This is a genomic window from Spirillospora sp. NPDC049024 (assembly GCF_040649235.1).
In the GTDB taxonomy this organism is placed as follows: Bacteria; Actinomycetota; Actinomycetes; order Streptosporangiales; family Streptosporangiaceae; genus Spirillospora.
This window is the reverse complement of record NZ_JBEZFD010000009.1, coordinates 93,779-107,764: the sequence shown is the minus strand read 5'-3', so window position 1 is coordinate 107,764 and position 13,986 is coordinate 93,779. Positions and strand designations below refer to the sequence as shown.

Here is a 13,986-nt window from a genome sequence, read left to right as displayed (position 1 = left end):
GCGTAACGGGGCCCATCAAAGCAGAGTCTGAAAGCGAACGCTTATCGCGGGTCCGCTAACCGGGACGCACGACGTCGGCGAGGACCCCGCCGTCCGCCGTGAGCCGGTCGGGGGAGGGGCTGTCGTACACGACGAGGATGCGGGTGCCCGGCTCGTCCAGCACGGCGATGCCTTCGGCGTGGTCGTCGCCGTCGCCGTGGGGCAGCTCGCCGAGCACCTCCAGCTCCTCCGCCGTGACGATCTCGCCGGCGTCGGCGCGGGCCGCGCCCGGCCACCGCACGAGCCGCACCGGGCCGTCCAGGTCCATGCTCGGCCCGGTGAGCACGAGCAGGTCGTCGCCGTGCGGGCACAGGTCGCGCACGCCGAGGCCGCCGAGGTCCAGGAAGTGGGTGCGGTAGGGCTCGCCGTCGTCGCCGACGGGCAGCGCCCGAAGGCGCCTCGGATCTTTGGGGTGCGGGGCGGGGCGGATCTCCACCAGCACCGCCCAGCCGCGCAGCACCGGCCCGCGGAGCCCGATGTAGAGGCGGTCGCCGTGCACGGCGACGCCCTCGATGTCCAGGCCGTTGTCCTTGCTCGGGATGGGCAGGAACGGGGCGAGGTGCGGGTCGTCGGCCAGCAGGTCGGCGATGGAGTCCTTGTCCAGGCCGAGCACGGCCGCGGTGCGGTCCCCGTCGTCGCGGACGGCGCGGGGCAGCCCGTCGTCGCCGGTGACCAGGGGGATGCGGGCGAGGATGTAGCGGTTGTCCTCCCGCACGACGGTCGCCAGGCGCTTGCGCGCCTTGGCGTCGCCGCTGCCCGGCTTGATCTTCTTGCGCTTGAGGCTGTGCGAGCCGATCGCCCACAGCCATCCGTCGGCCCGGGCGAGGCCCTCGATGTCGGCCTCCTCGTCGGGGCCGGCCGGCAGCGGGACGAGGTCGGCGAGCGCGACCGTGACCTGCCCGTCGTAGCCGGTGACGCGCCCGTCGTCGTCCGTGACGGCGGTGAGCCGCTCGATGGTGGCGGTCTCGTCGCCCGCCACCCACAGGCAGCGGCCGTCCTGGCGCACGGCGGACAGGTTGGTGTGCGTCTCGGCCTCACGGCTCTCCTGGCCGAAGCGCAGCTCGACCCGGCGTTCCACGATCATTGGGGAATGCTCCCACAGGGCCGCGACCTGTGGCGACGCGGGGGAACGGTCCACAACCGGCCCTCAGGCCTCCCAGCGGACGTCCAGCCGCGGCGGCTTGCGGAACACCAGCCCGCGCGGGCGGGCGGGCCGGGAGGGATCGAGCCGCAGCCCGGGCAGGCGGTCCAGCAGCGCGGTGAGCGCGGTGCGGGCCTCCAAGCGGGCCAGGTGCGCGCCGAAGCAGAAGTGGGGCCCGTGCGCGAACGCCAGGTGCTCGGCGGCGTTGCGGCGCCGCACGTCGTAGCGGTCGGGGTCGGGGAACACCGAGGGGTCGCGGCCCGCTCCGGCGATCGAGACCCGCACGAGGTCGCCGGCCCGGACGTCCGCATCGCCGAGCCGGGCGTCGCGGGTGGCGTACCGGTCGACGACCGAGGCCGCGGGCTCCAGCCGCAGGGACTCCTCGATCGCGGCGGGCAGCCGGCCCGGGTCGTCCCGGACGAGCCGGAGCTGGTCGGGGTGCCCGAGCAGGTGCAGCGCCGCGTTGGCGATCATGCCCTCGGTGGTGTCGATGCCGCCGAACATCAGGATCGCGGCGTTCGCGACGACCTCGGGGGCGCGCAGGCCGCCGCCGGCGGCCTCGGCCAGCAGCGACCCCGGGCGGGCCGCGCCGACCGCCTCCCGGACCGCCGCGCCCAGCAGCCGGTACGCCTCGCCGGCGCGCTCGGGCGCCGCGCCGCCCGCGGTGATGGCGGACACGGCCTCGACGAACGCGCCGTACCAGGAGCGGACCGTGCCGGCGTCCACCCCGGACAGCCCGAGGGCCTCGGTGACGACCGCGACGGCGAGCGGCCCGGCCAGCTCGCCGCGCAGCTCGGCGCGGCCCGCCGGCGCCAGCGCGCCGACGAGCCGGTCGGTCTCGGCCTCCACGAACCGGGTGAACCGCTCCCGGGTCCGCGCCGGGCGGAACGGCCGCGCGAACGCGTCGCGGTGCCGGGTGTGGGCGGGGCCGTCCAGCGACAGCATGCTCGGCCCGACGACCTGGGCGGTGGAGAAGCGCGGATCGTCCACGGTGTAGGTGTCCGCGTCGCGCATGACCTCCAGCGCCGGGCGGCGGGCCGTCACCAGCCAGCCGCCCAGCGCGGGCAGCCAGGTGACGGGTTCGCGCTCGCGCAGCCGGGCCAGGTGCGGGTGCGGGTCGTCCTCCAGGTCGGCGGCCGTCACCGAGGCGCCGAGCGGGAAGCGGGCGGTCAGGTCGAGGGTCACCCGTCCCAGACTATTCCGGCAGATTCCTGATCTACAATGTAAAGGCGTCGGCCGTGACGACTCAGGTCTCCGACCGCTGCCGCCACCACGCCTGCCCCTCTTCCGGCAGCGTGTAGATCGGGTCGTGGTACTCGTAGCGCCGGGTCAGCGCGTCGGGGTCGGACAGCTCCAGGCCGGTGCGGTAGTTCTTCGTCCAGTAGGAGATGCCGCGCTCGCGGTCGTACTCGGCGAGCTGGTGCACCCACCGCTTGCCGACGTAGGGGACGTCGCAGACGATCCGCGGGGTGGCGAAGCCGGGCAGGTAGCCCATGATCGCGTGCTGCAGCTCCTGCGCCTCCCAGACCGCGAGCCGCCAGTGCTCGCTACTGGGGATCATGTCGCACATGTACAGGTAGTACGGCAGGATCCCGGCCTCGTCCAGCAGCGCGAACGACAGGTCGAGCAGCGCCTCGGGGGTGTCGTTGACGCCGCGCAGCAGCACGCCCTGGTTGCGCACGTCGCGGATGCCGGTGTCGAGCATCGCGCGGGCGGCCTTGGCGACCATCGGCGTCACCGACTGGGCGGCGTTGACGTGGGTGTGGATGGCGATCTGCACGCCGCGCGCGTTCGCCTTGGTCGCCAGGCGCTCCATGCCGGCGCGGACGTCGTCCTGCAGCCAGTGCTGCGGCAGCCCCATGAGCGCCTTGCTGGCCAGCCGGATGTCGCGGATGTTCTCGATGTCCAGCAGCGAGTCGACGAACGACTCCAGCCGCGCCCACGGCATGTTGGCGACGTCGCCGCCGGAGACGACCACGTCCCGGACGCCGGGGGAGCGGCGCAGGTAGTCCAGCATGGCCCCGAGCCGGTCCGGCGGCTTGATGGTGAACTTGTGCTTGTCGACGGTCGGCGTGGAGTTGCCGACCAGGTCCATGCGGGTGCAGTGCCCGCAGTACTGCGGGCAGGTCGGCAGGAGCTCGGCCAGGACCTTGGTGGGGTAGCGGTGGGTGAGCCCCTCCACCGCCCACATCTCGGCCTCGTGCAGCGAGTCGCGGGAGGCGTGCGGGTGGGACGGCCAGTCGGTGCGCCGGTCGCTGAACACCGGGAGCATGTAGCGGCGCACGGGGTCGGCGTAGAAGGCCTCCGTCGAGGAGGCGTCCATCGTGTTGAGCATCTGCGGCGGCAGCAGCATCGACATGGTGGCGCGCTCGGCCTGGTCGCGCTCCAGGTCGGCGTAGAAGCGCTCGTCCAGCAGCTCGCCCATGACGCGGCGCAGCTGCCGCACGTTCTTCACGCAGTGGGCGCGCTGCCACTGCGCGGACTCCCACTCGGCCTCCGTGACGTCCCGCCATCCCGGCAGGCGCCGCCAGTCGGGCTCCACCAGCGGCCGGCGCCGGTAGGCGTACGGCTGGCGCGCGCCCTCCTCGGACTGGAGGGCGTCCGGGTGCAGGGCAGTGGTCATCGTCGACCGCCTCCTCGCCTCACATTGATCGCATAAAAGTCTTGTATGCCGCCGACGTTACGGGAAGACTTTCGATGAAACCAGGGGTGCCCTGGATATCTTGCGTAACACCACCCGATGTTAGGAGAAGGACGGCATGGCGATGACCGGAGGCGGGACCGGGACGGCGGTCGGGCTGCACCGCGTGCTGGAGCCCGCGGGCGTGCTGCCGCAGGCCGCGCTCCGGCTGGATCCCGACCCGCGGATCCGGCCGGACGAGGTGCGGATCGGCGTCGAGCGCCTCAACCTGGACGCCGCGTCCTTCCGCCAGCTGCACACCGCGCACGGCGGCGACCCGGACGCGATCCGCGCCGAGGTGCTGCGGATCATCGGGGAGCGCGGCAAGATGCACAACCCGGTGACCGGGTCGGGCGGCATGCTCGTCGGGGTGGTCGAGGAGGCGGGGCCTGACTCGCCGCTCGGCCTGAAGCCCGGCGACCGCGTCGCCACCCTGGTGTCGCTCACCCTCACCCCGCTCGCGATCACCGACGGGCTCGCCGGATGGGACGGGCGGTCGGAGCAGGTCCCGGCGCGCGGCCACGCGATCCTGTTCGGCCGCTCCATCGCCGCCGTCCTCCCCGACGACATGCCGGTGCCGCTGGCCCTCGCCGTCATGGACGTGTGCGGCGCGCCCGCGCTCACGCACCGCGTCGTCGCGGCGCGCGGCGGCGGCCCCACCGTGGCCGTGCTGGGCGCCGCCGGCAAGAGCGGGTGCCTGTCGCTGGCCGCCGCCCGCCGCGCCGGCGCGTCCCGCGTGATCGGGCTCGTCCCCACCGCCGAGGAGGAGGAGCGGCTCGCGGCGTCCGGCCTGGCCGACGCCGTCGTGCGCGCCGACGCCCGCGACCCGGTGGCCGTCGCGGCCGCCGTCGGCGAGCCGGTCGACGTCACCGTCGTGTGCGTCGACGTGCCGGGCTGCGAGCACGGCGCGATCCTCGCCGCCGCCCCCGGCGGCACCGTGGTGTTCTTCTCGATGGCGACGTCGTTCCCGGCCGCCGCGCTCGGCGCCGAGGGGCTGGCCGCCGACGTCACGATGCTCATCGGGAACGGCTACGTCCCCGGGCACGCCGAGACCGCCCTTGACCTGGTGCGGTCGGAACCCGCCGTGCGTGCGCTGTTCACCTCCCGGACCGGTGCGGATTCGGCAGAATGACCGGAAACGTCCCGGCCGTGGCGGGGACCGTCCGATCATCGAGGGAGAGAGCATGGCGAGCATCACCGAGGAGCTGCGCGGGCGGGACCCGAAGGGGCGGCAGGCGCAGATCGTCGACGTCCTGGTCGACGCGTTCTCGGACCTGATGGAGCGCAGCCCCGCCGAGTTCCGCCGCCGCTTCCGCAAGATGGCCTCGGACCCGTTCGCGTTCTACCGGGGCAGCGCGTGCCTGTTCTACGCCGACATCGCCCACGACGACGACCCGTGGGCCGACGAGCGCACGTCCCGCGTGTGGATCCAGGGCGACCTGCACGCGCAGAACTTCGGCACCTACATGAACGACGACGGCGTCTTCGTCTTCGACGTCAACGACTACGACGAGGCCTACGTCGGCCACTTCACCTGGGACGTCAAGCGCCTGGTGGCCAGCCTGGCGCTGCTGGCGTGGCAGAAGGCGATCTCCGACGCCGACATCCGCCGGCTCATCGAGGCCTACGTGCGCGCCTACGTCGACCAGGTCCGCAAGTTCGCCGCGCACGAGGGCGACGAGAAGTTCGCGCTGACGCTCGACACCACCGACGGCTACGTCCGCGACGTGCTGGTCGACGCGATGGGCGGCACCCGCACCGGGCTGCTGGACGGCATGACCGTCGTGTCGGGGCCCGATCGGCGCTTCCTCGACCGCCCCGGCGTCCGGCGCCTGGACGACGCCGAGCGCGCCAAGGTCGAGGCCGCCTACGAGGAGTACCTGAAGACCATCCCGAAGGAGAAGCGCTTCGGCAGCCTCACCTACGTGATCAAGGACATCGTGGGCGCGTCCGGGTTCGGCATCGGCTCGGCCGGGCTGTCCGCCTACAACATCCTCGTGGAGGGCAACACCCAGGCGCTGGAGAACGACGTCGTCCTGTCGATGAAGCAGGGCAATGTCGCCGCGGCCAGCCGCGTCGTCGACGACCCCCGCATCCGCGAGTACTTCCAGCACCACGGCCACCGCACGGCCGTGTCGCGGCGCGCGCTGCAGGCCAACAGCGACCCGTGGCTCGGCCACACCCAGATCGACGGCGTCGGCTACGTCGTGCAGGAGCTGTCGCCCTACGAGGCCGACCTGGACTGGAGCGGCCTCACCGAGCCCGAGGACATGCTGTCGGTGCTGGACGACCTGGGCCGGGCGACCGCCAAGGTCCACTGCGTGTCCGACACCGACTCCGACCACACCCTCGTCGGTTTCCAGGTCGAGGACGCCATCGACGCGGTGATCGGCCCGGACGAGTCGGCCTTCGTCGAGGCGATGGTGGCCTTCGGCACCGAGTACGCCGAGATCGTCCGGCAGGACCACACCTACTTCGTGGACGCCTTCCGCAACCACGAGATCCCCGGCCTGTAGCCACGCCCCCCGAGCGCCCCGACCCGCCGCGGTCGGGGCGTTCCGACGTTCCGTGCTCGGTTCAGTGGGCGAAGGCGATGGCGGTGCCGGCGCTGACGACGATGGCGATGGCGACCAGTACGAGCGAGGAGCGCAGTGGGTTGCGGCGCTTGGGCAGCGCCTTCTGTGCGCGCGGTGCCGCGTGCAGTCGCACCGGTGGGCGCTTCTCGGGTGGTCTGTGCGTGGGGGGTGCCGGATCGGGGCGCGTCCGCGGGGACGTGCTGGGCGCGTGCGGGGCGAGTGCCACGGGCCGTGGCTTCGGCGCGGCGGCGGGAGGTGGAGCCGGTGCGGGGTGCCCGGGCTGCGGAGGCGGCTCCGGTGCCTCCGGGGGTGGTGGCGGGGGCGGTTCCGGGACCTCCGGAGTGTCGGAGGGCGGCTCTTCCGGCGGTGGAGGCTCGGCTGGAGGCGGTTCCTCCGGGGGCGGGGGCTCGGAGGTGTCCGGCAGGCCGCAGCCGTCCGCGGAGCCGCTGCCGATCTCGATGTCGATGCACACGTCGACCCCGATCTCGATCCCGGGCGTGGGCGGCGGGTCGGCCTTCGCGGTGGCCGGGAAGCCGAGCATGACGGCGGGCAGTGCCAGAGCCGGCAGCGCGAGGGCCGGCAGCGTCCGGGTCCTCAGCGTCCGGGTCCTCAGCGTCCGGGACGGCCGCGTGCGCGTCGGCAGGGTGCGGGCCCACCGGGGCGGGGTGGGGCGGCGGCGCATCAGCCGCCTCCCGCGATGCGCTGCAGGTCGGCGTGCAGGCCGGAGAACGCCTCCGGTCCGACGGCGAGGGCGCCGGTGAACACGTGCGAGATGTCGACGGTGAGGTAGGTGCCGGCGGCTAGCAGCGCCGCCATCAGCGCCAGCGGCACGAGCGCCATGCCGCGCGGGCGGGCGCCCACGAGGAAGGGCAGCAGCAGGACCACGACGCCGGTGAGGACGGTGACGGCGAGCAGGCCGGCGGGCGGCGTCGTCCGGGCGTCGGCGGCGCGCTGCCGGCGCGCGGCCGAGATCTCCCCGAGGTGGTCGAGGACGGCGCCGCGGGCGTCCGAGGCCTCGTCGGTGCCGGGCTGGATCGCGATGACGTCGTGGCGCAGCCGGTCCAGTTCGGCCCAGCCCCGGGCGCTGAGGCGCCCGTGCTTCATCAGCCGCCACTCGGGGCCGCGGACGAGTTCGACATAGGTGATGAGCCCGTCCTGGACGCGCCGGGCGTCCGCCGCGGGGAGGCGCTCGGCGGCCCAGTAGGCCTCGGTGATCGCCTGGCTCTCGGTGTAGGTGTTGGAGCGGGCGGCGTCCGCCGTGGTCCACGGCACGACGATGGCGATGGCGAACGCCAGCAGGAACAGCGCCGAGAGCATGGCGCCGGTGTGGGAGGAGGTGGGGCCGTCGGGGGCGCCGTCGTCCACGGTCCCGCGCGCCCGCCGCACCAGCCGGCTCGCCCCGATGACCACGCCGACGGCGCAGGCCGCGGCCGCGAAATAGATGATCATGCCCCTCCCGAAATCGTCCCGTCCATGACCGGGGGTGAGCATAGCTTTACCCAGAGTCGCCATGGGGTGTTTGTCGCCCACCGTCACCTGGGGGTGAGATGGTCGTCCGCAGAGGGAAGGTGGGGCTGTGCGCCGCCGGAAGGTGCGGGAGATGTGGTGGTAGTTCTTGTGGAATACGGTGTCCTTACCGGAAGATCTCCCGTAGAGAACTCGGTATGAAGGATGATTGTTAGGACCGGCCTGAGAGGGGCGGCTGCGTGAGGGGAGACGGCAATGGCGCCGCAGGGAAAGCTGGACCTCGACCCGGAGGTGGTGCGCACCGCCCGGCGCCTGGCCGCCCGGGCCGCCGAACCCATCATCGACATGGCCCGCTCCCACACCACCGTCTCGGTCGAGCGGGCGCTGCTGAGGCTGGCGGGCCTGACCGGCGCCGACGATGAGGGGCGCCCCTGGGTCAACCACCTCGCCGACGCCGTCCGCGAGCAGGTCGGGCTGGAGCACGGGCTCGCCCTGCCGGTCTGGGACGCGCTGCTGACCGGGCCGTACGGCTCCCTCGACGACCTGGCACGGGCCGCCGCCCGCGGACGGGTGTCGTTCCGGCTGCCGGCGGGCACCGACGCCGAGCACGCCCGCAAGGCCGCGGGCGAGGCGGCCCGCGGCGGCATGGCGCGCGTCGACCGGCGCCGCGCCGAGCGCGACCGGCTGCTGGCCGAGCTGCCCACCCCCGACCGGGCCGGCACGCCGAGGCCGCTGGTCTACCTGATCGTGGCGACGGGCGACATCTACGAGGACATCCCGCAGGCGCAGGCCGCCGCGCGCGAGGGCGCCGACGTCGTGGCGGTGATCCGCTCCACCGGGCAGTCGCTGCTGGACTTCGTGCCCGAGGGCGCCACCCGGGAGGGCTACGCCGGCACCTACGCCACCCGGGAGAACTTCCGGCTGATGCGCTCGGCGCTGGACGACGTGTCCCGCGAGCTCGGCCGGTACGTGCGGCTGACGAACTACGCCTCCGGGCTGTGCATGCCGGAGATCGCGACCCTCGCCGGGCTCGAGCGCCTGGACATGATGCTGAACGACTGCATGTACGGGATCATCTTCCGCGACATCAACCCGCGCCGGACGTTCATCGACCAGCGGTTCTCGCGGCAGATCCACGCCCGCGCCGGCATCGTCATCAACACCGGCGAGGACAACTACCTCACCACCGCCGACGCCGTCGACGCCGCGCACACCGTGGTCGTCAGCCAGCTGCTGAACGAGCGGTTCGGGCACGAGGCGGGGCTCAGCGACGACCAGCTCGGCCTCGGCCACGCCTTCGAGATCAACCCGGCGATCCCGGAGTCGTTCCGGCTGGAGCTGGCGCACGCCCAGCTCGTCCGGGAGCTGTTCCCCGGCGCGCCGCTGAAGTACATGCCGCCGACCAAGCACATGACCGGCAACATCTTCGCCGGCTACCTGCTGGACGCGTTCTTCAACCTCGCCGGCGTGATGACCGGGCAGTCGATCATCCTGATCGGGATGATGACCGAGGGCATCCACACCCCCTGGCTGTCGGACCGAGACCTGGCGCTGGAGAACGTCCGCTACGTCCGCGACGCCTGCGGGAACCTCGCCGAGGACTTCATGCCCCGCCCGGACGGGATGCTCGTCCAGCGCGCCAAGCAGGTGCTGTCGGAGTCGGTGGAGCTGCTGGAGCGCGTCGCCGACGACGGGCTCCTGGAGGCCATCGCCGAGGGCACGTTCGGCGTCACCCGCCGCCCGCCCGACGGGGGCAAGGGCCTGGACGGCGTCGTCCCGCGCGCCGACGGGTACTTCAACCCCGCGATCGAGATCCTCGACACCGAGGACCCGCATGCCGCCCGCCCCGCCGCCGACCAGGAGGTGCCCGCATGACGGTCGAGAGCCCCGGAACCGGTACCGGGACCCAGGCCCCCGCCGAGCCCGCCGACACCCGGCAGGTGATCCGCCCCTACGGCGACACCACCGGCGACGGCATGGTGCAGATGTCGTTCACCCTGCCCGTCCCGGCCGGGAAGCGCGCCGAGGCGGCCGCCCTGCAGCTCGCGGGGAAGATGGGCCTGGACCCGGCCAGCGTCGTCCACGCCAAGCCGATGGGCCCCGACTTCACCTTCTTCATCGTGTACGGGAAGGTGCGGCACCTCATCGACTACGCCTCCATCCCCGTCCCGGAGGAGCGCGCCTACCCGCTGCTGACCGCCCAGGAGGTGAACCTGGCGATCCGCGAGGCGCTGAACCGGCGGCTCGTGGTCGTCGGGGCCTGCATCGGCACCGACGCCCACACCGTCGGGATCGACGCGATCCTCAACGTCAAGGGGTTCGCGGGGGAGAAGGGCCTGGAGTACTACCGGGAGATCCAGGTCGTGAACATGGGCGCCCAGGTCACGGTCGAGGAGCTGGTCGAGCGCGCCAAGGCCGAGGACGCCGACGCGGTGCTGGTGTCCCAGGTCGTCACCCAGCGCAACGCCCACCTGCACAACACCAAGCAGATGGCCGCCGCGTTCCACGCCGAGTACCCGACCGCGGTGGCCGGGGGCATGGGGCGGCCGCTGCTGGTCGTCGGCGGCCCCCGCTTCGACACCGTCACCGAGGCCGACCTCGGCGTCGACCGCATCTTCGGCAAGGGCACCACGCCCGCCGAGGTCGCCAGCTACCTCGTGCACGCCCTGCTGCCCGGCGAGCACAGGCCCACCACGATGGAGGAAGAGTGAGCGACCCCCGCGAGGGACTGACCGTCACCCACCGCCGCTACATCCCCTACTCGCACGCGCACTACGCGGGCGACCTGGTCGACGGCGCCTACGTGCTGGGCCTGTTCGGGGACGTGGCCACGGAGCTGTGCATCCGCACCGACGGCGACGAGGGCCTGTTCGCCTCCTACTCCGACGTGCAGTTCCGCGCGCCCGTCCGGGCCGGGGACGTCCTGGAGACCACCGCCGTGCTGACCCGCGCGGGCACCCGCAGCCGCGTGATGGACTTCGAGGCCCGCGTGGTGTGCCGGGGCCGTCCCGACAAGGGCGAGTCGTCTGCCGAGGTGCTGCCGGAGCCGGTCGTCGCGGTCACCGCGTCCGGCACCGTCGTGGTGGCCGCGCCGGGAGGCTGATCCCGCCCCCGGCCGATCCAGGCCGTGATCGCAAAGGGCGTCCGGTGAAATCGCCGAACGCCCTGATCATGGTGTTGAGCTGGGATAACATGGAGTCGCCGCAGAACATGCGGCGGTTGACAAGGTGGCGGAAGCCGGTAGTTTTGCAGCAGTCCAGCACGGGACTCACCGATCGGCCGCCCGAGGGGCCGCCGGGCGCCGCGCCGCGACGGGGACGGGGATCACGCGAGTGGTCGGCATCGTGCCCGCCCGAGCCAGCGCGGTGATCCGGGGCCGTGCCGGGCGGAGCCGCCCGATCGCGCGGGGGGTTGGACCCGGGAAGGGCCCGGACATCCAGTAGAAAACGGAGCCTCGTTCTCACCGCCTGTGGGACGACTCCGGCCCGATGGATGTCGCGGGCCCTCTTCCGTGTCCGGCACCCGGTGAACCGTCCGCTTTCGCTCTGACCTGTGCCCGCGGTCGCCGCGGGCGCCCGGTGCCGGTAGCGTTCCGGCAAGGACCCGAGTGAACGAGGTGGGACGTGGCCCAGGAGACCCTCCCGGACCGGTCTTCGGCCGCGGGGCCGGACGGCGGCCCGGGCGGCGAGCCCGGTGGCGGGGCGCCGCGCCGGCGGCTCGCCCGGCTGCGCGGCGGCCTGCGCTCCGGCGGCCGCGCGGGCTGGCCCCGCACGCTGCTGGCCGCGGCGGCCGGGCTCCTGATGTGGCCCGCCTTCCCCCCGTTCGACCTCACGCCCCTCGCGCCGCTGGGCGTCGCGCTGCTGACCCTCGCGCTGCGCGGGCAGGCCGCCCGCACCGGCGCCTGGCTCGCCTTCGTCGGCGGCGCCGCGTTCTTCATCCCCGCGCTGGAGGGCATCTCCCGGATCGGCCCGGACGGCTGGATCATCCTCAGCCTCGTCGAGGCCGCCTACTTCCTGCCCCTCGGCGCCGGCATCGCGCTGGTCACCCGGCTCCCGGGCTGGCCGGTGTGGACGGCCGCGCTGTGGGTCGGCCAGGAGGCGGTCCGCGGCCGCGTCCCGTTCGGCGGGTTCCCCTGGGCGCGGCTCGCGTTCAGCCAGACCGACACGCCGCTGACCCCGTACGCGTCGTTCGGCGGCGCGCCCCTCGTCACGTTCCTGACGGCCCTGCTGGGCGGGCTCCTCGCCTGCGCCGCCGTGGCCGCCCACCGCGCCTGGACCCACCGCGCCCAGGCCGGAGCCTCCCAGCCCGACGGCTCCGAGACCGACGGTGCCGACGGGCGGGAGCCGTCCCGGACGCGCCGGGCCCTGGTCCCCGCCGCGGTCTGCCTCGGCGCGGTCGGCGCCGTCGTCGCCGGCGGCCTGCTGATCCCCACCCCGGTTTCGGGCCGCCCGGTCACCGTCGCGGTGATCCAGGGGAACGTGCCGCGCCTCGGCCTGGACTTCCTCGGCCAGCGCAAGGCCGTGCTGGACAACCACGTCAAGGCCACCCACGAGCTGGCCGAGGGGGTCCGCGCGGGGCGGTTCGCCAAGCCGGAGCTGGTGGTGTGGCCGGAGAACGCCAGCGACCTGGACCCCTACGCCGAGCCCGACGCCTACACCGCCATCGACAACGCGGTGAAGGACATCGGCGTCCCCGTCCTCGTCGGCGCCCTCACCGACACCCCCGACGGGGAGAAGGTCGAGAACCGCGGCATCGTCTGGGACCCCTGGACCGGCCCGGGCGACTACTACGTCAAGCGGCACCCCGTCCCGTTCGGCGAGTACCTGCCGTTCCGCGACGTCCTGACCAAGCTGATCACCCGGTTCGAGCGGATCCCGCGCGACTTCGCCAAGGGCGACCGCTCCGGCGTGATGGCGCTCGGGCCGGTGGACATCGGCGACGTGATCTGCTTCGAGGTCGCCTACGACAAGGAGGTCCGCGACGTGGCGCGCGGTGACATCCTGGTCGTGCAGACCAACAACGCCACCTACGGCAAGACCAGCCTGCCGCCCCAGCAGATCGCCATGTCGCGGCTGCGCGCGGTCGAACATGGCCGTACGATCTTGGTAGCCGCGACGAGCGGGATCAGCGCCATCGTCGCCCCCGACGGCCGGATGGTCGACCGGTCCCGGGAGTTCGTCCCCGACATCCAGGTCGCGGCCGTCCCGGCGCGCGCGTCGCGGACGACGGCCGACCGGCTGGGGGAGGCGCCCGAGTGGGCGCTCGCGCTGCTCGGGCTCGGCGCGGTCGGCGCGGCGGTACGGACAGCCAGGAAGAACGAGGGGAATTGACGCCGATGGAGATCCCAGCCGGGCTCGGCCGGGTGCTCGTGATCATCCCGACGTACAACGAGCGGGACAACATCGAGCGCATCACCGGGCGGGTGCGCGAGGCCGTCCCGTCGGTGGACGTCCTGGTCGTGGACGACGCGAGCCCCGACGGGACCGGCGAGGTCGCCGACGCGATGGCGGCCGCGGACGAGCAGGTCAAGGTCCTGCACCGGGAGGGCAAGGAGGGCCTCGGGCCCGCCTACATCGCCGGTTTCCGGTGGGCCGCCGAGCACGGCTACGACGTCATGGTCGAGATGGACGCCGACGGCTCCCACCAGCCCGAGGAGCTGCCGCGGCTGCTGTCGGCGCTGGAGGACGCCGACCTCGTCATCGGCGCCCGCTGGGTGCCCGGCGGCAGGGTGCGCAACTGGCCGAAGCGGCGCGAGGCGCTGTCGCGCGGCGCCAACACCTACGCCCGGGTGATGCTCGGCATCCCGCTGCACGACTCCACCGGCGGCTTCCGCGCCTTCCGCGCCGCGACCCTGGAGAAGATCGGGCTGGAGGGCGTCGACTCGCGCGGCTACTGCTTCCAGATCGACCTGGCGCTGCGGGCCCTGCGGCAGGGCCTGCGCGTGGTCGAGGTGCCGATCACGTTCGTCGAGCGCGTCCACGGGACCAGCAAGATGAGCCGGGACGTGATGGCCGAGGCGGCGCTGCGCATCACCCAGTGGGGGATGTCCGACCGCATCGGCAAGCTCCGCGACCCCCGCTGAC

General features: G+C 73.5%; 12 protein-coding genes. 7 read left to right on the top strand and 5 right to left on the bottom strand.

From position 1 onward, the window contains the following. Positions 1–55: 55 nt before the first annotated feature. From AB0C21_RS18565 to AB0C21_RS18555, 3 genes are all read right to left on the bottom strand, one after another. Positions 56–1,123, bottom strand: a complete 1,068-nt coding sequence (locus AB0C21_RS18565) for a DUF3616 domain-containing protein (RefSeq protein WP_500205506.1) — start codon at positions 1,121–1,123, stop codon at positions 56–58. 63 nt (positions 1,124–1,186) lie between these two features. Continuing rightward, positions 1,187–2,365: a cytochrome P450 gene (locus AB0C21_RS18560; protein WP_500205505.1), complete on the bottom strand. Its 1,179-nt coding sequence runs from the start codon at positions 2,363–2,365 to the stop codon at positions 1,187–1,189. 61 nt (positions 2,366–2,426) lie between these two features. Then, entirely contained in the window at positions 2,427–3,803 is a 1,377-nt protein-coding gene (locus tag AB0C21_RS18555; RefSeq protein ID WP_500205503.1) for a KamA family radical SAM protein, read from the bottom strand. Between the two features lie 136 nt (positions 3,804–3,939). Here AB0C21_RS18555 and kdd point away from each other — a divergent pair, with 136 nt between their 5' ends. Together kdd and AB0C21_RS18545 are read left to right on the top strand one after the other, a co-directional pair. After that, complete coding sequence (gene kdd, locus AB0C21_RS18550) at positions 3,940–4,992, top strand: L-erythro-3,5-diaminohexanoate dehydrogenase (RefSeq protein WP_500205501.1); 1,053 nt, start codon at positions 3,940–3,942, stop codon at positions 4,990–4,992. A 52-nt stretch (positions 4,993–5,044) separates the two neighbouring features. Next, positions 5,045–6,376: a DUF2252 domain-containing protein gene (locus AB0C21_RS18545; RefSeq protein WP_500205500.1), complete on the top strand. Its 1,332-nt coding sequence runs from the start codon at positions 5,045–5,047 to the stop codon at positions 6,374–6,376. Positions 6,377–6,437: 61 nt separating this feature from the next. Here AB0C21_RS18545 and AB0C21_RS18540 read toward each other — a convergent pair whose 3' ends face one another. After that, a complete protein-coding gene (locus AB0C21_RS18540; protein ID WP_500205499.1) occupies positions 6,438–7,118 on the bottom strand; it encodes a hypothetical protein in 681 nt (226 codons plus the stop codon). Further along, complete coding sequence (locus tag AB0C21_RS18535) at positions 7,118–7,885, bottom strand: bestrophin-like domain (RefSeq protein ID WP_500205497.1); 768 nt, start codon at positions 7,883–7,885, stop codon at positions 7,118–7,120. Before AB0C21_RS18535 ends, AB0C21_RS18540 begins: the two co-directional genes overlap by 1 nt. Before the next feature lie 273 nt (positions 7,886–8,158). Between AB0C21_RS18535 and kamD the strand changes: the two genes are divergently transcribed. The 5 genes from kamD to AB0C21_RS18510 all read left to right on the top strand — a co-directional run bounded on the left by kamD (position 8,159) and on the right by AB0C21_RS18510 (position 13,985). Beyond that, on the top strand, positions 8,159–9,778 hold the full coding sequence (gene kamD / locus AB0C21_RS18530) for a lysine 5,6-aminomutase subunit alpha (protein WP_500205495.1): 1,620 nt from the start codon (positions 8,159–8,161) through the stop codon (positions 9,776–9,778). Then, positions 9,775–10,614, top strand: coding sequence for a lysine 5,6-aminomutase subunit beta (gene kamE, locus AB0C21_RS18525; protein ID WP_149258310.1), 840 nt, complete (start codon positions 9,775–9,777; stop codon positions 10,612–10,614). The genes kamD and kamE overlap by 4 nt, the downstream gene beginning before the upstream one ends. Beyond that, positions 10,611–11,006, top strand: a complete 396-nt coding sequence (gene kal / locus AB0C21_RS18520) for a 3-aminobutyryl-CoA ammonia lyase (protein WP_149258311.1) — start codon at positions 10,611–10,613, stop codon at positions 11,004–11,006. The genes kamE and kal overlap by 4 nt, the downstream gene beginning before the upstream one ends. Positions 11,007–11,526: 520 nt before the next feature. Next, positions 11,527–13,233 (top strand): apolipoprotein N-acyltransferase, encoded by a 1,707-nt coding sequence (lnt, locus tag AB0C21_RS18515; protein ID WP_500205493.1) that lies wholly within the window; start codon positions 11,527–11,529, stop codon positions 13,231–13,233. Between the two features lie 5 nt (positions 13,234–13,238). Continuing rightward, positions 13,239–13,985, top strand: coding sequence for a polyprenol monophosphomannose synthase (locus AB0C21_RS18510; protein ID WP_500205491.1), 747 nt, complete (start codon positions 13,239–13,241; stop codon positions 13,983–13,985). Position 13,986: the final 1 nt, after the last annotated feature.